Annotated in this window: 22 protein-coding genes and 2 pseudogenes; 22 read left to right on the top strand and 2 right to left on the bottom strand. The window is 32.4% G+C overall.

Annotated elements, in window-relative coordinates:
• The first annotated feature begins 45 nt into the window (after positions 1–45).
• The 14 genes and pseudogenes from MHH69_RS09185 (at position 46) to MHH69_RS09120 (ending at position 10,565) form a co-directional block, all read left to right on the top strand.
• Positions 46–1,641 (top strand): sensor histidine kinase, encoded by a 1,596-nt coding sequence (locus MHH69_RS09185; protein ID WP_341362172.1) that lies wholly within the window; start codon positions 46–48, stop codon positions 1,639–1,641.
• Positions 1,638–2,318, top strand: coding sequence for a response regulator (locus tag MHH69_RS09180; protein ID WP_122970539.1), 681 nt, complete (start codon positions 1,638–1,640; stop codon positions 2,316–2,318). Before MHH69_RS09185 ends, MHH69_RS09180 begins: the two co-directional genes overlap by 4 nt.
• Before the next feature lie 40 nt (positions 2,319–2,358).
• Entirely contained in the window at positions 2,359–2,853 is a 495-nt protein-coding gene (locus MHH69_RS09175) for a hypothetical protein (protein ID WP_341362171.1), read from the top strand.
• Between the two features lie 248 nt (positions 2,854–3,101).
• On the top strand, positions 3,102–4,394 hold the full coding sequence (locus MHH69_RS09170) for a CitMHS family transporter (protein ID WP_122970541.1): 1,293 nt from the start codon (positions 3,102–3,104) through the stop codon (positions 4,392–4,394).
• Positions 4,395–4,549: 155 nt separating this feature from the next.
• A complete protein-coding gene (locus MHH69_RS09165; protein ID WP_341362170.1) occupies positions 4,550–4,966 on the top strand; it encodes a BlaI/MecI/CopY family transcriptional regulator in 417 nt (138 codons plus the stop codon).
• 2 nt (positions 4,967–4,968) lie between these two features.
• Positions 4,969–5,817 (top strand): M56 family metallopeptidase, encoded by an 849-nt coding sequence (locus MHH69_RS09160; RefSeq protein ID WP_341362169.1) that lies wholly within the window; start codon positions 4,969–4,971, stop codon positions 5,815–5,817.
• A 52-nt stretch (positions 5,818–5,869) separates the two neighbouring features.
• A complete protein-coding gene (locus MHH69_RS09155; protein ID WP_122970544.1) occupies positions 5,870–6,514 on the top strand; it encodes a DsbA family protein in 645 nt (214 codons plus the stop codon).
• On the top strand, positions 6,507–6,908 hold the full coding sequence (locus tag MHH69_RS09150; protein WP_341362966.1) for a disulfide oxidoreductase: 402 nt from the start codon (positions 6,507–6,509) through the stop codon (positions 6,906–6,908). The genes MHH69_RS09155 and MHH69_RS09150 overlap by 8 nt, the downstream gene beginning before the upstream one ends.
• 25 nt (positions 6,909–6,933) lie before the next feature.
• Positions 6,934–7,472: pseudogene (gene resA / locus MHH69_RS09145) on the top strand (thiol-disulfide oxidoreductase ResA).
• A gap of 250 nt (positions 7,473–7,722) precedes the next feature.
• Positions 7,723–7,944 (top strand): transcriptional regulator, encoded by a 222-nt coding sequence (locus MHH69_RS09140; protein WP_122970546.1) that lies wholly within the window; start codon positions 7,723–7,725, stop codon positions 7,942–7,944.
• Between the two features lie 144 nt (positions 7,945–8,088).
• A complete protein-coding gene (locus MHH69_RS09135; RefSeq protein ID WP_122970547.1) occupies positions 8,089–8,304 on the top strand; it encodes a hypothetical protein in 216 nt (71 codons plus the stop codon).
• A 185-nt stretch (positions 8,305–8,489) separates the two neighbouring features.
• The gene (locus tag MHH69_RS09130) at positions 8,490–9,149 is read left to right on the top strand and encodes an SDR family oxidoreductase (RefSeq protein ID WP_341362168.1); all 660 of its coding nucleotides are present in this window, start codon (positions 8,490–8,492) and stop codon (positions 9,147–9,149) included.
• Between the two features lie 132 nt (positions 9,150–9,281).
• Complete coding sequence (locus MHH69_RS09125) at positions 9,282–9,989, top strand: MBL fold metallo-hydrolase (protein ID WP_341362167.1); 708 nt, start codon at positions 9,282–9,284, stop codon at positions 9,987–9,989.
• Positions 9,990–9,998: 9 nt separating this feature from the next.
• Positions 9,999–10,565, top strand: coding sequence for a TetR/AcrR family transcriptional regulator (locus MHH69_RS09120; RefSeq protein ID WP_341362166.1), 567 nt, complete (start codon positions 9,999–10,001; stop codon positions 10,563–10,565).
• Between the two features lie 72 nt (positions 10,566–10,637).
• On the opposite strand, the gene MHH69_RS09115 is transcribed toward MHH69_RS09120, so the two are convergent.
• Entirely contained in the window at positions 10,638–11,168 is a 531-nt protein-coding gene (locus MHH69_RS09115) for a GNAT family N-acetyltransferase (RefSeq protein WP_341362165.1), read from the bottom strand.
• Between the two features lie 187 nt (positions 11,169–11,355).
• On the opposite strand from MHH69_RS09115, the gene MHH69_RS09110 reads away from it, so the two are divergent.
• From MHH69_RS09110 to MHH69_RS09075, 8 genes and pseudogenes are all read left to right on the top strand, one after another.
• Positions 11,356–11,550 (top strand): hypothetical protein, encoded by a 195-nt coding sequence (locus MHH69_RS09110; protein ID WP_341362164.1) that lies wholly within the window; start codon positions 11,356–11,358, stop codon positions 11,548–11,550.
• Positions 11,551–11,589: 39 nt separating this feature from the next.
• Entirely contained in the window at positions 11,590–11,820 is a 231-nt protein-coding gene (locus tag MHH69_RS09105) for a hypothetical protein (RefSeq protein ID WP_122970553.1), read from the top strand.
• An 82-nt stretch (positions 11,821–11,902) separates the two neighbouring features.
• On the top strand, positions 11,903–12,310 hold the full coding sequence (locus MHH69_RS09100) for a hypothetical protein (RefSeq protein ID WP_122970554.1): 408 nt from the start codon (positions 11,903–11,905) through the stop codon (positions 12,308–12,310).
• Between the two features lie 138 nt (positions 12,311–12,448).
• Entirely contained in the window at positions 12,449–12,781 is a 333-nt protein-coding gene (locus tag MHH69_RS09095) for a hypothetical protein (RefSeq protein ID WP_122970555.1), read from the top strand.
• 329 nt (positions 12,782–13,110) lie between these two features.
• Entirely contained in the window at positions 13,111–14,538 is a 1,428-nt protein-coding gene (locus MHH69_RS09090) for an aldehyde dehydrogenase family protein (protein WP_341362965.1), read from the top strand.
• Positions 14,539–14,718: 180 nt separating this feature from the next.
• Positions 14,719–14,902: pseudogene (locus MHH69_RS09085) on the top strand (helix-turn-helix transcriptional regulator); the annotation flags it as partial.
• Between the two features lie 135 nt (positions 14,903–15,037).
• Positions 15,038–15,934 (top strand): hypothetical protein, encoded by an 897-nt coding sequence (locus tag MHH69_RS09080; protein WP_341362163.1) that lies wholly within the window; start codon positions 15,038–15,040, stop codon positions 15,932–15,934.
• Between the two features lie 209 nt (positions 15,935–16,143).
• Positions 16,144–16,578: a membrane lipoprotein lipid attachment site-containing protein gene (locus tag MHH69_RS09075; protein ID WP_341362162.1), complete on the top strand. Its 435-nt coding sequence runs from the start codon at positions 16,144–16,146 to the stop codon at positions 16,576–16,578.
• Positions 16,579–17,669: 1,091 nt separating this feature from the next.
• Here the strand turns inward: MHH69_RS09075 and MHH69_RS09070 are convergent.
• On the bottom strand, positions 17,670–18,242 hold the full coding sequence (locus MHH69_RS09070) for a hypothetical protein (RefSeq protein WP_341362161.1): 573 nt from the start codon (positions 18,240–18,242) through the stop codon (positions 17,670–17,672).
• Positions 18,243–18,383: the final 141 nt, after the last annotated feature.

The raw sequence follows: 18,383 nt of genomic DNA, 5'->3' as shown, positions 1-18,383 counted from the left end.
ATTCTTATAGAATTAACAATAAATGATTAAAAGAGGATGCGTTATATGAGGAGAGTATCAATCCAAACAAAGATTTTAGGATTAACATTATCATTAAGTTTTTTAATTATTCTCCTATTAACTTCTTATTTTACCTATATGCACGGTAAACAAATAGCAGAAGATCGAGGTCGCTTAGCATTAGAACTATCCAAATCCGTTTCAATGATGCCAACAATTATCGAGGCGTTTGAAAGTGAAAATCCATCGGAAATGATTCAACCCGTAGTAGAAAAAATTCGTCAAAAAACTGGAGCAGAGTTTATTGTAGTCGGTAATAAGGAAGGGATTCGTTACTCCCACCCACAAGAATCAGAAATTGGGAAGAAAATGGTAGGTGGGGACAGTAAACGGGCAATTGAAAAGGGTGAATATTATATTTCGGAAGCTCGTGGTTCCCTTGGTCTTTCAATGCGAGGTAAATCGCCTATTTTTAATCAAAATGGTGACATCATCGGAGTCGTATCAGTTGGATTTTTAGTAGAAGATATAGAAAAACAAATATTTAAAAATATATCAAAAGAATTGGTCATTTCGTTATCCGCTCTAATTGCATCTATTATAGGAAGTTTTTTACTTGCGAAAAGTATTCGAAAAGATACTTTAGGATTAGAGCCTTACGAAATTGTTAATTTATATAAAGTGAAAAACGCTGTATTACATTCCGTACAAGAAGGAATTTTGTCAATTGACAAAAATGGAATCATTACTTCCATGAATCAGCGAGCTAAAAGTTTACTTGGTATAAAAGGTTCTGTCCGTCACTTAAAAGTCGATGGTTTATTTCCATCAAATTATTTATATGATGTGTTAAATTCAGGAGAGCCCCAATTCGATAAAGAGTTAACATGGAAAAATAAAACGATAATCGTCAGTTGTACACCGATAAAAGATGAAAAAAGTGTGAATGGTGTCGTTGCTGTATTTCGTGAAAAAACAGAAATCGAGCAAATGATAAATACACTTTCTGAAATGAAAACCTACTCGGAAGAGTTAAGGGCGCAAACCCATGAATTTACGAATAAATTATATGTGCTATCAGGGCTTTTACAATTAGGTGAGTATGATGAAGCAATCGAAATGATTCAAGGGGAAACAACGGAGTTAGAGTTTCAGAACCAAATCGTGTTTGAACAAATTAGGGATACGAAAGTTCAAGTCATTTTATTAGGGAAAATAGGGAAGGCATCGGAGAAAAAAATACTATTTGAAATAGCTCCAGAAACTTATATCGACAAACTTCCTGATCATATTAGACTTTCTCAGTTGACCCTTATACTTGGAAATATAATAGATAATGCATTTGAAGCTGTTTCTGATGTAGAAAAACCAGTTATTAAATTTTTCGCGACAGATATTGGTGAGGATATTATTTTTGAAATAAGTGACAATGGAAAAGGAATAGCAGATGAAGATATGCCATCCCTTTTCGAAAGGGGCTTTAGTTCAAAAGAAGGGGAAGACCTAAGGGGATATGGATTGTCAAACGCTGACAAATCGGTAAAAGAACTAGGCGGTATTATTGAAGTCCAAAATGGCAAAGAGAACACGGTATTTACAGTGTATCTTCCGAAACAGCTGCAAGGAGGGGAAAAACAGTGAAATTAAAAGCAGTTATCGCAGAAGATGACTTTCGTGTAGCAGCTATTCATGAAAAGTTTTTAGGAAATTTTGAAGGAATTGAAGTTGTAGGGAAAGCACTTAATGGAAAAGAGACAATTGAAATATTAAAAAAAGAGAAGCCAGATTTACTTTTACTTGATGTATATATGCCCGACCAACTGGGAACGGATTTGCTACCTAACATTCGTAAACAATTTTCGAATTTAGATATTATTATGATTACAGCAGCAACCGATAAAGAGCTATTTACAAAGGCACTGCATTACGGAGTAGAATATTTTTTAATTAAACCGGTTAAGATGGAACGGTTTAATGAAACAATTGAAGAGTATTTGAATAAACATCAGCTTTTGCAATCAAAACAGGAAATAGATCAAGATTTTGTTGATCTCATATTAAAAAAATCTGCTCCCTCTACTACGACAAAGGAAACTGCATTACCGAAAGGGATTGATGAAATTACACTCGTAAAAGTGAGAAATGTTCTGGAGAATAGTAAAACGAGTTTATCGGCTGAGCAAGTAAGCGAACAAATTGGCGCTTCTCGAATTACTGCAAGACGTTATTTAGAATATTTAATCACTGTAAAGGAATGTAAAGCAGAAGTCGTCTATGGTGTAGTTGGAAGACCTGAACGAAGATATTGTAAAATTTAAAGATATTGTATTTTCTTCAATGGTGAAAGGGAGGATGAAAATGTTAGAAAATGGAGATTTACTTATTTGGGAACCATTTCAAGTGAATCCCTTTGATCGATTTCATGCACCAATGAATCTAGTATCTATGCATTTTGAAGGTGATTTTGTACTGAAATTTAATACGTTTAACAGTTCAATGGAGTATGTATTTACTTACAAACAAAGTCAATCCAATTATTACGCTATTCGTCATTTTCGTATTCTCGAAGAGTTTATAAGGCATGATGTTGAAATATTAATTGATCAATTTCGTTTAAAAAGGGAATCGCTAGGTCTACCTAAATTAACATATGACTCTACTTTTTTTAAAATAGAAAATTCTAGCTTTTTATCTTGGTATCGAAGCATAGATCCATCCTTCCCATTACAAGAAGATTGCTGTGTGGAACATCATTTATATATTACAACGGATTATTTTATTGATGTATTAAGTGAACAGCAACCTAATATTACGATATCTACTAAAAATGAAAGCGGTAATATATTAGAATAATATTCCCTTTTACATATTAGTGGGCACTTTTAATGGTGCCCACTTTTTATATTGTAATAAAGTTTCTGTATTTTCATGTTCGGACATAATATTCCGTTATTCCGTGAACACAATGAACAAAAGTTTCGTAATGTTCTTAAAAAACATTATTTTGCAATCGCTTACAAACTAACTTTTCTCCTCTACAATTTATTTAAAGGGAAAATAGTAGATTGTTATTTTACTTCATAAGGGGGAGAAGAAAAAATATGCTAGCTATATTAGGATTTTTAATGATTATTGTATTTATGGTTCTAATTATGACCGGACGACTTTCAGCAATGATTGCATTGATTATGATCCCAATCGTCTTTGCGTTAATTGGTGGGTTCGGTAGTGAAATGGGACCGATGATGTTAGACGGAATTAAAAGTGTAGCACCAACAGGGATCATGATTTTATTTGCCATTCTTTATTTTGGTACATTAATTGATGCCGGGGTTTTTGACCCGATCATTAATACGATTCTTAAAATTGTAAAAGGTGATCCTGTTAAAATTGCCATCGGTACAGCGATATTAGCCTTACTTATTTCATTAGATGGCGATGGCACTACTACATATATGATTACTATTTCAGCAATGCTTCCATTATATAAGAGAATTGGAATGAGACCGATACTATTAGCGGGTATTGCAGTTTCTGCTTCTGGGGTTATGAATTTATTACCTTGGGGTGGACCAACAGCACGTGTTATGTCCGCTTTAAATTTAGAAATGTCTGAAGTATTTACACCAGTTATTCCTGCAATGGTCGGCGGGGCTCTTTTTGTACTGTTTATGGCGTTTATTTTAGGTCGAAAGGAAAGAAAGAGAATTGGAGTGATTGAATTTGATTACCAAACAATCGCTCAACTAACGGCTACTGTAGATGAGAACAATTTAAAACGTCCAAAATTGATAATTTTTAATTATGCATTAACGATTGCTTTATTAGTTGCACTAATTATGGAGTTGTTACCACCAGTTGCATTGTTCATGCTTGGATTTGCAATTGCAATAACAGTTAACTATCCAAAAATGAAGGATCAAAAAGAACGTATAGCAAATTATGCGGATAATGCATTGTCTGTCGTATCGATGGTTTTTGCAGCAGGTATTTTTACAGGTATTCTTTCAGGTACAACAATGGTGGACGCCATGGCTAATTCGGTTATCCAATACATACCAGAATCTATGGGGTCCCATTTTGCTATCATCACAGCTATCCTTAGTGCTCCTTTTACTTTCTTTATGTCAAACGATGCTTTTTACTACGGTGTCCTACCGCTACTTGCTAAAGCAGGAGCTGTATATGGCATTGATCCGGCATTAATTGGTAGAGCTTCACTATTAGGTTTACCAGTACATTTATTAAGTCCATTAGTTCCGTCTACTTATTTATTAGTAGGGATGGTTGGAGAAGATTTCGGGAAATTCCAACGCATCTTCTTAAAATGGGCTTTCGGATCGACAATTGTTATGGTGATCGTTTGTCTTGTATTAGGTATCATTCCTTTTTAAAGTAAATTTTTTAAATAAAGTTCGTAAGATAACGGTAGTGAATACTATCGTTATCTTTTTTTTTTTATAGATTATCAATTGAATTTAATTACGAACACAACTTCTTGACTCAAAAACAATATAACACTACAATGTGTAATGTGAGGTGGTAAATCGTGTTGATTCGAAAATTTAAAATGAAGGAAAGTGGCTTAAACCGCTTTTTTGGACCGCTTGAAGCAAAAATTATGGACATATTATGGAATGTAGAAAAAGAAATGACCATTAAAGATGTTCAATTTGAGTTGGAAAAAGAGAAGTCTACTAATTTTAATACGGTAATGACCGTCATGAATCGTCTAGTTGAAAAGGGGATTCTTCGAAAAAAAACGGTAGGTCGTTCTTCTGTTTATGCCCCTGTTCAAACGAGAGAATCTTTTTTGAATGAACAATCGAAGGAAATGACTCATGAATTAATGGATGAATTCGGGACTGTTGTTGTCAGTCATATGTTAGATGCGCTTGAAGATGTTGATGAAGACCTTGTATCAAAACTTGAACAAAAAATTAAAGAATTAAAAAAGGAAAAATAACTATGTCAAAACGTCGCGCAACCATTACATATATAGTTCCATTAGCCATATCAAGTATTATTTTTGTTCAAATGGGATTATACATCCTTTCGATAATGGGTATTTGGAATTCAAAGTACAATTTAGTCGTTGCTTGTCATAGCCTTTTAAAAGCCATTGGTCTTTCGTCACTTCGATATGCATTAGATTTACTCGTTTTTTATACGGTACTTTATTTAATGTGGAAAATCGGCTCCCAACTGATCAATAGTTGGAATTTGAAGCGGAAATTTAAACAATATCAAGATATTACCCTCACAAATGACTTTAATTTAATGTATCAAAAGGAAAGGGACGATATTGTTGTTATATCGCACCCAGTTCCACTTGCTATTACAATGGGGTTTATTAAACCTAAAATTGTGATTTCAACAGGGGTAATTAATTTGTTAACGGAAGAAGAATTACGCTCGGTTATATCCCATGAATTTTATCATTATAGAAATCGTGACCCACTAAAAGTATTTTTAATCTCTTTATGTGCTTCTACAATGTGGTATATTCCGATTTTACAATGGTTTACCCAACAATACCGAATTATTCAAGAAATATTAGCAGATGATTACGCCATTAAAAGGCAAAATACACCGGTTTATTTAAGTAGTGCATTGTTGAAAATGATTAAAGTAGGTAAGCAACATAAAATGCCTTTTGCATACGTATCCTTTGCAGATACATCTGTAAATTATCGAATTGAGTATATTTTGAATCCATTAAAAAATATAGAATGGAAGATTCCTAAGAAAGAGTCCTATATTTCACTCTTTATCTTCCTATTAATTTGCATATTTTTTATTTACGCTTTAGCGTAAATTTTTTACCCCATTACACTACGTTATGTAGTTTGAATTAGGAGTGTTTCAAATGTCTAAAAAAATATTTTGGATTATCGGCATCATTGCTGTTTGTTTAATTGGTATTATCGTGTTAACAAATGTTCAAACCGAATCGGCTAAAATTGATTACGAAGGGCAGCCTTATTTAGGAGAAGAATCTGCACCAGTCGAAATTGTTGAATTTGGAGATTATAAATGTCCCCACTGTGGAGAATTTAACAGTTCATTTGTTCCGTTTATAAAAGAGGAATTTGTTGAAACGGGAAAAGCCAAATTTTACTTTATGAACTATTCATTTATTGCTTTTGATTCAACGATTTCTGCCCAATTTGCTGAAACAGTATATAAAGAACTTGGTAATGAAACATTTTGGGAATTCCATGATTTATTATTTGCAAACCAAACAAATGCGTCAGGAAAAGAGAATGTATTAACCGAAGAGTTTTTAAAAGCTATATTATTAGAAGTTGCTTCACTAGAAGAAACGGAGAAAGTAATAGAAGCGTTCAAAAATGATGGGGGAACAAAGGCACTAGATCATGACATGGGAATTGCAAAAGGCTTAGGTATTAACTCCACACCGACTATCTATATCGGGGGAGAAAAATTCACAGGACAAACTTTAGACGATTTTAGAGAAATGGTAGAGGAAGCGGCTAAAAATGATCAATAAGTCAATATTATTTGCATGGATTACCTCTATTATTGCGATGGGGGGAAGTTTATTTTTTAGTGAACAAATGGGTTTTATACCATGTACCCTCTGTTGGTATCAACGGATCTTAATGTATCCCCTTGTTATTCTATTAGGAATTGCGTTCTATAAGAGCGATAAGGAAATTTACAAATATATTTTACCTTTATCAATTATCGGAATGGCAATGTCAAGTTATCATTATACGATACAAAAAATTCCAGCCATGCAAGAATTTCATACATGTACAAGCGGTGTTCCATGTTCTGGCCAATATATTAATTGGTTTGGATTCGTTACCATACCGTTTTTAGCACTGATTGCATTTACAATCATTACGATTTCAATGATTGTCCTTTGGAAAAGAAAATAACGTATACTGAAAGGAAATTATGAACATGGATAAAAAGAAAAAACGTCGTTATTTACGAGCTGTTATTCTTGTCATTTTGTTTGGCGCCATTGTATTTACAATCTACTCAACTTTTACAAAAGAAAAAGTTGAAGTATTGCAAGAAGGGGATATGGCTCCTGATTTTGAATTAGTGGATATGAATGGTCATACCCATCGACTATCAGATTATAAAGGGCAAGGTGTTTTTCTCAACTTTTGGGGGACATGGTGTAAACCGTGTGAAAGAGAATTTCCAGTCATTGATCATTATTATAAAACATATCAAAACGATGGTATTCAAGTATTAGCTATTAATATTGCTGAAACTGATTTCACAGTCCAAAAGTATGTAGAAAATAAAGGGTTAACATTCCCAGTACTTATTGATAAATCGAAAAGTGTGATGTCAACGTATAATATCAATCCGTTACCACCCCTTTTTTAATAAACCCTGAAGGAGAGATTGAAAAAATTATTACTGGGGAAATGACGGATGAAATGATCTTAAACAACATGAAGCAAATTATGCCAAAGGATATTTAAAGGAAAAACTTTGAGAGGGAGACTTCTCGAAGTTTTTTCTTTTTCCTTGAAGATTGTTTGATTGTTTACAAAAAGAGATGTGTAGATATTAAAGACTTACTTACAAACAGGTATCATTATTATTTTATACGAATTTGTTCTGTAACCAAACCAACACTTTTTTAGCAATAATTACTATTGAAAATAGGGAACATTTGTTCTATCATTTAAATTAAACAAGAACGAGCTTCATGAAAAAGGAGTTGTATCAATGAAAGAACAGTTACTGAAGGCAATGAAACGTAATCAACTAGTTGAGATGATGTACATTTCCAAAGCAGGGGAAATTACAAAACGCCGTATTAAAGTTCTCAAAGTATCGAATGATACATTTGAATCGTACTGTTTTCTTAAGCAAAGTAAAAGAACGTTTATCATTCAGAATGTTCTTGCATTGATACCAATTATACGAAAAGAACGAGATGTTATCTGACTAAAAAATGATGAATTTTAAAGCTTTTAATTAATGTTTATTGTTACTTACTATGATTGTTTTTACACTTCTAATAATCAAGGAAGATGAAAAAACTATATTTTTCAATTCATTGGGCATATTACAATTTAGAGGTGATAAATAGTGAATAAGAAACAAGAACAAAACAAACAAAGGATGAACGTAGAATTAGGTGGAATGGATCTGTTTGGAACAACTTCCAATGCAGAAGTCGGTGGCTATAAAGCTTCTGGAGATATTGAAAATGCGGGAAGATTAGATAAAGGTTTTCAAAAAGTGGAAGATGATGATCTTACTCCAAACGCTTCTATTAAAGAAGGGAAACAAAAAGAGTATTAACTTTATTTCCCGTTGTAAAAATAGCTATTTCATTAGGCGGATTTTCCTAATGGGGTAGCTTTTTTTATTTAGATGTATGAATAAATAAAGTATAAGTACTAACCCTTATTATTAGTTTTTTATCTCTTATGTCTATATCATGAAAACAAATGAAGCTCGTTCATTAAGAAAGGGAGAGACAACACATGAATGTATTAGTCATAGGCGCAAATGGTCAAATTGGGCAACATGTAATCAGTAAGCTAAAAATATCAGAAAAACATAATCCAATTGCAATGGTACGTAAAAAGGACCAGCAACTAAAATTTGAAAAAGAAGGTGTTCAAACAGTTTTAGTAGATTTAGAAGGAAGTATTGATCATATTGTTGAAGCAGCAAAGGAAACAGATGCAATTGTATTTACTGCGGGATCAGGAGGACATACAGGTGCCGATAAAACAATGATGATTGACTTGGACGGAGCAATCAAATCCATGAAGGCTGCGAAACGTGCAGGCGTAAAACGTTTTATCATTGTTAGTGCAATCGGTATCCATAAATGGCACGAAAACAATCATCCTGGATGGATGGATCGTACACCTTATTACAGTGCGGCAAAATATTATGCAGATCTCTGGTTAGAGAATAGCGGACTCGATTATACAATCATTCGCCCTGGGGGATTAGTTAATGAGCAGGGAACTGGTAAAATACAATTGGGTAATGATCTTGAGATGGCTTCAATTCCTCGTGAAGATGTAGCAACTACAATCGTTGCAGCATTAGAACATGATAATACAATTGGTAAAGCATTTGATTTAACCAGTGGTCAAACTCAAATCGAAGAGGGAATTAAAAGCTTATAGTTTATGTAATAATCTGTTAAATCCATTGTTGTACTTACAATGGATTTTTTAAATATTTCTGAAAAAACACTTTCTAAAACTAATGGTATTAGTTATAATAAAACTAATACCATTAGTTTTTGGAGGTTAATGATGAAATTAACGAAAGCGAATCATATTTATCAACTTACGTTTTTCCCTAGTTTTTTCCCAGTTAACTGTTATTTTGTAGAAGAGGAAGAGTATTTTACTTTAATTGATGCAGGCCTACCTTTTAGTAAGAAAGATATATTGAAAACCGCTTCTCATTTAGGAAAGTCGATACGTAAAATTGTTTTAACCCATGTTCATAGTGATCATATTGGAGCCCTTGATGGGTTGAAAGAGGAACTTCCGGATGTGGAAGTTTTCATCCCGAAAAGGGAGTTAAAGATTTTAAACGGAGATCTGTCGTTAGAAAATGGGGAAGGGGAAATGCCCATTAAAGGAAGTATTCCAAAGAATATTAAAACAGTACCAGATCAATTAATAGAAGATGGAGATCAAATAGGTTCCATCAAAGCTATTCACTCACCCGGTCATACTCCGGGAATGATGTCGTTTTTAGATATTCGAGATAATACGTTAATTGTAGGAGATGCATTCCAATCAAGGGGAGGAATTGCTGTAGCAGGAGATATTCGTTGGAGTTTTCCATTCCCGAGCTTTGGGACATGGAACAAAAAAATCGCAATTGAATCTGCTGAAAAATTATTAACATATAATCCATCTGTACTTGCGGTAGGGCATGGAAATTTAATCTTTGACGCTGAAGAGAAAATGAAACAGGCAATTGAAAAGGCAAAAAAATCAATAAAGTAGGGAAAAACGATGTCACCACGTTCTGGAATAAATCAAGAAGTAATCATAAATAAAGCTGTAGAAATCGCTGAAAAAGAAGGGATGGAGGCAGTCACGATGGCAACATTGGCAAGGGAGTTGTCCATTAAATCACCATCCCTTTATAATCATTTCAAAGGTTTAAACGAAATAAAACTAGCTCTAGCTATGAAGTCATTAAACCTTTTTTATCAATATTTAAAAAATGCTACTTTAAATCAAAAGAATGGACCTGAAGCGATACGCGCAATTGGAAAAGCATATATAGAGTTTGCGTATCAGCATCCCGGATTATATGAAGCGCTAATATCATCACCAGATCCAACATGTAAAAACATCCAAATGGCTGAAGAAGCTATAGTAAATTTAATAAAGAAACCTATCGCTGTTTTTCCATTGGATGAAAAAGAACAAATTCATGCTGTTAGGGGATTAAGAAGTTTACTCCATGGATTAGTAGATTTAAAACGAAAAGGTGGGTTTAATCTGCCACTAGACTTCGAGGAATCTTTAGAAGTGAATCTCGAAATATTTATTAAAGGACTTAAGATTGATTAATAATGTGAGATGACATAACTTATAAGAAAGAATACCGATATTTCATTGAAAGTTGAAATATCGGCATCTAAATTAATCTGATTTTAGTTTAGAAAAGATGGTTAAATCGATCAATTGATCTTTTGACTTCTCTGCTTGTCTAAGTGTACCTTCCATTGTAAAGTTTAACTTTTGTAGCACTTTAATTGAATTAACGTTTTCTGGCTCAACCTTTGCTTCAACTCTATTGAAATGAAGAATGTGAAATGCATGTTCAACAAGGGCAGAGATTGCTTCTGGAGCGTAGCCTTTACCCCAATGTTCTTTAGCTATTTCGTAACCAATTTCCGTCTTTTCATTTTCAAAGTCGAATGAATTATAACCACAAGAACCAATGATTTCATTTGAATTTAATTCGATGATAGAAAAACGAATAGCTTGTTTCTTGTTTGCTAGTTTATCAAGATGATAGATCATTTCCATAGCTTGGCTTTTTTCTGTAAAACCGTCGATGTTCATAAATTTAGTTACTTCCGGATCAGACCAAATTTTAAATAAACTAGATGAATCGGAAGTCCTAACTTTTCTTAAAAGCAACTTATTTGTGTACAATTTAGTAATCAATACTCTTACCTCCATATAATATTTGACGAGTAAAAAATATTGATCTCTATCTGTGCATAGTTCAGTCCCTTCTATTCAATATGATTCTATTATAGAGGTAGAAATAGAATATGAACACATAAATGAATGTTCAAAACTATATATCAACAAATTTAATAGGAGAGTCCTCATGAAAGGAAATGTTTTTATGTCTATGAATTTTTTCATTATATTTGGTATTGGTATTGGTATTGGTATTTATTTAATGGTTTATAGCTTTATGGAAAATATAGAAGTAAGCACTGGAATTCCAGTTATATTAGGTACTTTAATAGGTTATTCTATCTATTCAACATATGAACCTACAAAAATGAGAAGGATTTTACTCGAACTTGTTTTCTAATAGAAGAATAGTTATTAAATTTTAATAGGAGATGTATAAATGACTATTAAGTGGTATAGTGAGAATTTAATATTTGATAGTTTACACGAAGCCGATGTATGGGCAGATTCAATAGCCAATGAAATTTGTGCAAGATTATATGATGGTTATATTACACCCGATTATAAAATAGCGTATGCTTTAGCTTTTCGATTAGCTGAATTCCAAGAATTAAGAGTAATCACTAAAGCTATGAAGGATGGGTATAAAGTTTGGGTAATTCCTTCTTAACACAAATATTCTACTTAATAATTAAGGATGGAAAGTATTTATAGTAAGAATTCAAATAGTTCATATTTTGGGGAGATTTAAGATGTATAAAAAGTTAAGTACGATTGATTTTCACTATTTTATTGGTCAAAAGATTACGGAAGTGAATACAGAAAAGAATGTGCCCTTTGGGATGGAATTTGAATCTGGGAGCTTAATTATTGAATGCCCTTGGAGGATACTAACTTCTAATGAAGTTGTAATTGGATACTCGGACTGTTTACAATCGCCTGATCAATACTCCTATAAAGAAGTAGAAAAAATACTGACAGGAAAAAGAATAGTAAATATTTTTCATTTTGAACATATATCTGATTTAGTGTTAGAGGCAGAAGGGAATATATATGTTGAGTTATTCCACGATAGTAATTATTTTGAAGGTTGGCAGTTACGAGGAGACAACGAATTTTATTTAGTATCCTTACCTGGAGGTTCTTATGCGGAATTTTAAACCGTTAAATTGACTGTCGTTAATAAACTTATTAACCGATATGTATCAATCTATATTATGGAATAAAACTATAAAAGTGTAAATTTATGTTAAAATTAAAACGATAATAATTTTATTCTTTAATATAGGGGTACAAACATGGGGTATGTAAAAATAGGAGTATTAGTCTTAATGGGAACATTATTTTTAACAGCTTGTACTGAAGAAAAACTTGTTCAAAAAAATGAAGATGAATTGTCTGTTAAAGAAGCAGCAATTAATGATATACCCATAGATGATGAGTTTACCCTATTTGAGTTGACGACTGAAGAAAGAGAGATCTACACTAATTTTCAAAAAGATTTAAATATTGAACATCTAAGTGGATTGGATTCTGTAAGTGTTGCCAAGTTATATGTTCAAGCTGTGGTAGATAAAAATTATGATGTTAAATACGCCTTATACACAGACAGGGAAGAATATATTCTATGATCAAAAGAGGAAGATCAAAATATTCCTGAATCTGATAGAGGTTCAAAAGAACAGCTTATAAAGCAGTTTAGTAATATTGACAATGGAACATTCTTCAAACTAGTGATTATGAAGGATATATTGAATATGACACAGGTGAAGGGATGAAGGGCTTCAAAAATGGTTAAAAATGTAGATGGAACTTGGCAAGTGTCATTTTTGCCTATTCAATAGCTAGAATAATTGTGGCCCATTAATAAAATTTTGAATAGTGTTAATGTTTGGAAGTTTCATACATAAAATTACTAAGGAATAGTAATAATAAATATTTTTGAAAAGGGGTATGAAACATTCGAAACTATTTAAAGCATTTTATCAATGGGGAATGGGTGGAATCTACTGGTTCAAAAACAGTTGATGTAATAAATCCAGCTACGGAAGAAGTCTTTGGTCGAATTAGTGATGGAACAATTGAAGATTTGAATAAAGCGGTTGCAGCAGCCAAAGCAGCATTTCCTTCATTTTCTCAAACATCGAAAGAAGAACGAATGGAATTGTTAAATCGAATTGCAGATGAATATGAGAAACGTAAAGACGATATCGTTGAAGTGATTACACAAGAATTAGGGGCACCCGTTACAATTAGTGAACATACACATTACAACATGGGCTTAGGTCATTTTCGTCAAGCAGCAAAAGAATTGGAAAGCTTCGAATTTACTGAAAGGCGAGGGGGTGCGTTAGTTCGTAAAGAACCAATCGGTGTTTGCGGACTTATTACACCTTGGAACTTCCCGACAAATCAGACATCTACAAAGCTTGCTAGTGCATTCGCTGCTGGTTGTACCGTAGTGTTAAAGCCTTCTGAACTAACACCATTTGCAGCGATTATTTTAGCTGAAATTTTCCAAGCTGCTGGCTTACCAAAAGGCGTCTTTAATTTAGTAAATGGTACGGGAGAAATTGTTGGTAACGGCATTAGTTCGCATCCAGATATTGATTTTGTATCCTTTACCGGTTCCGGAGCAGTTGGTCAAAAGATTTCAGAAAATGCTGCAAAAACTATTAAGAAAGTGGCTTTAGAACTTGGCGGTAAATCTCCCCTTGTTATTCTCGATGACTATGATATGAAGGAAGCTGCGCAAATTGCCATTTCGAATGTCGTTTTTAATACAGGTCAAGTTTGTGTTGCAGCTACACGTACCCTCGTTCCAAAATTAAAACATGATGAATTTGTTGAGGCAGTGAAGGAAATCTTGCCAACTATACCTTATGGTGATCCTCAAGATAAGAATAATATTTTCGGACCTCTTGTTTCTGAGAAACAGTTTAATCGTGTCCAAGGATATATAAAAAAAGGATTAGAAGAAGGGGCGACCCTTGTCACTGGAGGTCCAGGTAAACCAGGAGGATTAGAAAAAGGATATTTCGTAAAACCGACTGTGTTTACGAATGTAAAAAATGACATGGTGATTGCTCAAGAGGAAATTTTTGGGCCAGTGATGTCGATTATTACTTACGAAGACATTGATGAAGCAATTGAGATCGCCAATGATACGGTTTACGGATTAGCAGGTTATGTAGTGGGAGAGGACAAAGAAAAAGTAGAGAAAGTGGCATCTTCCATTCGAGCAGGCCATATTACCATTAATAATGCACCTATGGAACTGTCTGCTCCATTTGGAGGTTATAAACAATCCGGAGTCGGCCGTGAATGGGGCAGCTACGGTATTGAAGAATACTTGGAAGTAAAATCGATTCTCGGTATGCCGTCCTAATTATTATTGGAATTTAGTTATAGAACTGTATAAAATTCTTTTCAAAAACTGGCGCATTTCTTTTAGATGGAATGCGTCACTTTCTTTAAATCAGCCACCTATGCTTAACAACATCTATAGAGTTTACCGTTACCAGTTAAATGAAATGTGATAGATAAAAAATAGAAGGGTGTAATAAATATGTCTAAAATTGATAATATACTTGCAATTCTATGGATGTTTAGTTCGGGAAAAAAAAAACTGCAAAAGAAATTTCAGAAAAGTTAGAGATGAATTTAAGAACGGTGTATCTTATATAGATACACTTTCAATAAGTGGTGTACCTATCATTTCTGAACCTGGTTATAACGGTAATGACACTTTATCTCAATTATCTATAAAAAATAACTAAGCAAATATTCTCAACTTTAATTGATATTGCTTAATTGGGCGTAATAACAAAAAATTAGAATGTGGTTATTTTAAGGGGCAAATTGTAAAAAAATTTGGAGAAGGAAAGATGGATATTATAATAAAAAAATATGAAGCAAAAGAAGAAAAACAGTTAAAAAGTTTAGTCCAAGTATGTTTTGAAGACGAAGTATTACTGGAAATTATAAAATCTACTCAATTAATTTCTGCATACTCTGCTATTTTTGAAGATAAATTAGTTGGCATTATTTGTGCGTGGAAGAGTAAATTTCATCCTTTTTGCACTTATTTTCGAATTTTAATTAATCCCATCTATAATTCATTAAATATTGAAAAACATTTACTTTCAAAATTAGAGAATTTAAAAATTAAGAATTTACCTTTACAAACTTCAGTTTGGGAAACTTCGAATAAATTAGTAAAGTTTTATATAAATAATGGTTTTAGACAAATAAGAAGGACCTATTCGCCAATTTTAAAAGTTTCTGATGTTGCGGATTATCTTCCAAACATTCAAGGAAATTATCAAATCCTGACTTTGACAGAAGTCTTACCAAACATTATTTTAACGAATCAACTTATTCAACTTGTGAGAAGGATCTATATTAAAACACATGTAGCTAATCCAGTGGCAAATTTTGATGAGGAAAAATGGAGGAAAATGATTTTCGCAGACGATACAGTATATAATGGAAGTTATATTTACTTAGATACGAACGAGAATAGTATAGTTGCGTATGCATTCCTACACGAATCAGATAAAATAGATTCTTTAGAATTGGGTTGGTGTGGTGCTATTGATACCAAATATATACAATTGATTTCAGATTTGATTCACAATCAAGTAAATTATGCACTTAATCATAATATCCAATTTATAATAGGGGAATTCGATACGACTGATGATTATGCAATGGAGGTCTTAACCAATTTTCCTTTTGCTCCTAGTCCTACTTGGATTACTTTACAAAAAGATGTAACGTAAAAACTAATTTATTTAAAGTTATCCTATACCTCTTATCGATATAAAGAAGGGATTTAGAGTTATATATCCACATCAGCAATTTGATGCATTTCGATAATAAGAAATGTATCTTTTTTTATTTAGAATCGTCATTTTTAACAACAAATAAATAATTTGGATATTTGTGTTAAAATAGAACGAAAAGGGACGAAATGAATGGGGAGTTGCAAATGAAAAAAATAGTTTTCATCATTTTAGGTGTATTCATTTTAACTGGCTGTAATGGATTTCCGAACGATACAATCAGTCAACCAGAAGGTAAAGTTATTGTAGATGGAGAACGTTTTATAATGATTCCAGGTGATTACGAGTGGAAAGAAGATAACGTTGAAATTAGTTCAAAAACTAATCCCAATATCAACGAATTAGTCGAACCTTTCGAAACATTAGATGTCGCTAAAGGCGAAATTTTAAATTTTGAAATAGATGAAAACCCTTCTTCCGTCACGGTTTATAAAGTAGATGAAGAGGGGAAAAGTGAAATTGTTGATGTAGAAGATAACGAAATCACCATGCCATCTGAAAGTGGGTATTATATTTTTCAACTTGAAACGATATGGCCAAAAGGAAATCAAGAATTTGTGTTTGATGTAAATGTAAAATAAAAGCGTATGAACTACTAATAAAAATTTTATTTCCTTCATTTCTAACTAATTGGTTGCAATTTAATTGTTAAATCAAGAGTTGATTGTACAAAAAAGATTTCAATTAGTGACATGGGACTGAGAGGATAGGTGGCTAAATTTGAAAAAAGTCTTTAATACCTGCTAAATATGTTTTTATTTTATTGGCTCTTTTCCAAATTTATAACATATTTAAAAGTTGGGGACATGACAATTTGAAAGTTATCGTATCGGCTATCATTTTTATTGGATGTACATTTTTATTATTAGTAGAATGTTTTTTTTATGGAGATGAAAGAAAGACTTAAGTTCTCATTAAAATAAAAGTGCGATTTGTATATTTCTATGTTGAGTAGTACTGAATGAGAAAGGATCTCTGGTTTTATACTTCAAAAATTGATTAAAAATTAATAGCTGAAAGTGAATTGTCAAACAGAATATAATTTAAATACAAAACCGGTTCACTTCCTAACTGGTCTTTTTGATTTATTCGTTCTTCAGTTCTCTTCTCAATTAACAATTTCAACTCTTTTAATTCTTCTAATGCAACATATTATAAGTTTTAAAGGGAAATTTTGATTCAAAATTCGTCCAAAATCTTTAAGATAAATTGTACTATTTTATCAAATGGTCCAAATTGTTTACAGATGCTAATTAAGTGAATGGATATTTGTATTAAAATAAATTGAGATTTATACGGGAAATGATCTCTTGATTTTCTAGTGCTAACAATTCTTCGAAAAAATAATCCCAAACATGCTTCCGAAGTATTTCAAAAGCAAATTATCTTCGATTTAAAAATCGGACTTAGAGCGCGATCTAAATCATTTAAGTGATTTAAAGCTTAATCTACAATTAACTATGTGGATGAAACATGAAATAATTGTAGTTCAAATTGAATTAAGAGAAGTAAAATCAGAATAGGGGGAAGTGTGGAATTAAAGTACAAGCAGAAAATCGAATTTATAAGGGTATGACAGAATTTATTATTGAACTTAAAAATAAGGTTGATGATGAAAAAAGCGAATATGGAATGTGCATTAAAAAAGCCACTCAAAGAGTGACTTAAATGTTTATTCGATTTCTTTTAGTGCATCGTTCATTTGCTCTTCATTAGCTTTTACTGCTTCGCTTTCTGGAGAATCAACACCACGATAAGCATATTTTAAATTTTGATAATAATCAAAAGCGAAATCTTTAAGTGCACCTTCACTATTTTTTTCAACAAAATAAGATTTGAAGATGTTAGTTAACATTCGTTTGTGATTATCTAATTCACTAAGGTATGTTCCGGATTTATAATCCTCAACGATGTCAGATTTAAATTGTGCTATTTCTTCAGCTGAGGCTTGGTACTCCAATAAAAATGTTTCTAATTCATAAAATTTGTCTGAAGCTACACCAGCATTTGAAGCGATTGATTTAATTTTTTCTTCCCAATTAATAGCATCTGTTAAATTTTCTGTTCCGACTTCAGTTGTTTCTTCAACGTCAGAATTAATCTCTTCCGAATGATTAGTTTCAGTTTGTTCAACATCAGATGCTTTTTCTTCATTTTCTTTAACAACTTCAGCACTATCATCGTTTCCACAAGCGGCTAGTCCTAAAGTTAAAATAAGTGCTGCACTAAATACTAGTTTCTTCATATGTATGACCCCTTTCTATATTAATTTAGCAAATTGAGTATTAATTGTCATTAATTAGAATCTAATGAGAAGACTTTTAAATTCTAAAAAAAGGTATTTCATAAAAATTCGTCATACACTCGTAAAGTAAATAATAGAAAA

The sequence above is a fragment of the Ureibacillus sp. FSL E2-3493 genome, from assembly GCF_038077515.1.
Classification (GTDB): domain Bacteria; phylum Bacillota; class Bacilli; order Bacillales_A; family Planococcaceae; genus Ureibacillus; species Ureibacillus halotolerans.
This window is presented reverse-complemented; position numbering and strand designations above follow the sequence as displayed.

What these genes read in the sequence shown, in the direction of transcription:
- MHH69_RS09185 (WP_341362172.1), top strand. Translation starts at nt 46, where the DNA reads ATGAGGAGAGTATCAATCCAAACAAAGATTTTAGGATTAACATTATCA.
- MHH69_RS09175 (WP_341362171.1), top strand. Translation starts at nt 2,359, where the DNA reads ATGTTAGAAAATGGAGATTTACTTATTTGGGAACCATTTCAAGTGAAT.
- MHH69_RS09170 (WP_122970541.1), top strand. Translation starts at nt 3,102, where the DNA reads ATGCTAGCTATATTAGGATTTTTAATGATTATTGTATTTATGGTTCTA.
- MHH69_RS09160 (WP_341362169.1), top strand. Translation starts at nt 4,969, where the DNA reads ATGTCAAAACGTCGCGCAACCATTACATATATAGTTCCATTAGCCATA.
- MHH69_RS09155 (WP_122970544.1), top strand. Translation starts at nt 5,870, where the DNA reads ATGTCTAAAAAAATATTTTGGATTATCGGCATCATTGCTGTTTGTTTA.
- MHH69_RS09140 (WP_122970546.1), top strand. Translation starts at nt 7,723, where the DNA reads ATGAAAGAACAGTTACTGAAGGCAATGAAACGTAATCAACTAGTTGAG.
- MHH69_RS09130 (WP_341362168.1), top strand. Translation starts at nt 8,490, where the DNA reads ATGAATGTATTAGTCATAGGCGCAAATGGTCAAATTGGGCAACATGTA.
- MHH69_RS09125 (WP_341362167.1), top strand. Translation starts at nt 9,282, where the DNA reads ATGAAATTAACGAAAGCGAATCATATTTATCAACTTACGTTTTTCCCT.
- MHH69_RS09120 (WP_341362166.1), top strand. Translation starts at nt 9,999, where the DNA reads ATGTCACCACGTTCTGGAATAAATCAAGAAGTAATCATAAATAAAGCT.
- MHH69_RS09110 (WP_341362164.1), top strand. Translation starts at nt 11,356, where the DNA reads ATGTCTATGAATTTTTTCATTATATTTGGTATTGGTATTGGTATTGGT.
- MHH69_RS09105 (WP_122970553.1), top strand. Translation starts at nt 11,590, where the DNA reads ATGACTATTAAGTGGTATAGTGAGAATTTAATATTTGATAGTTTACAC.
- MHH69_RS09100 (WP_122970554.1), top strand. Translation starts at nt 11,903, where the DNA reads ATGTATAAAAAGTTAAGTACGATTGATTTTCACTATTTTATTGGTCAA.
- MHH69_RS09095 (WP_122970555.1), top strand. Translation starts at nt 12,449, where the DNA reads ATGGGGTATGTAAAAATAGGAGTATTAGTCTTAATGGGAACATTATTT.
- MHH69_RS09080 (WP_341362163.1), top strand. Translation starts at nt 15,038, where the DNA reads ATGGATATTATAATAAAAAAATATGAAGCAAAAGAAGAAAAACAGTTA.
- MHH69_RS09075 (WP_341362162.1), top strand. Translation starts at nt 16,144, where the DNA reads ATGAAAAAAATAGTTTTCATCATTTTAGGTGTATTCATTTTAACTGGC.
- MHH69_RS09070 (WP_341362161.1), bottom strand. Translation starts at nt 18,242, where the DNA reads ATGAAGAAACTAGTATTTAGTGCAGCACTTATTTTAACTTTAGGACTA.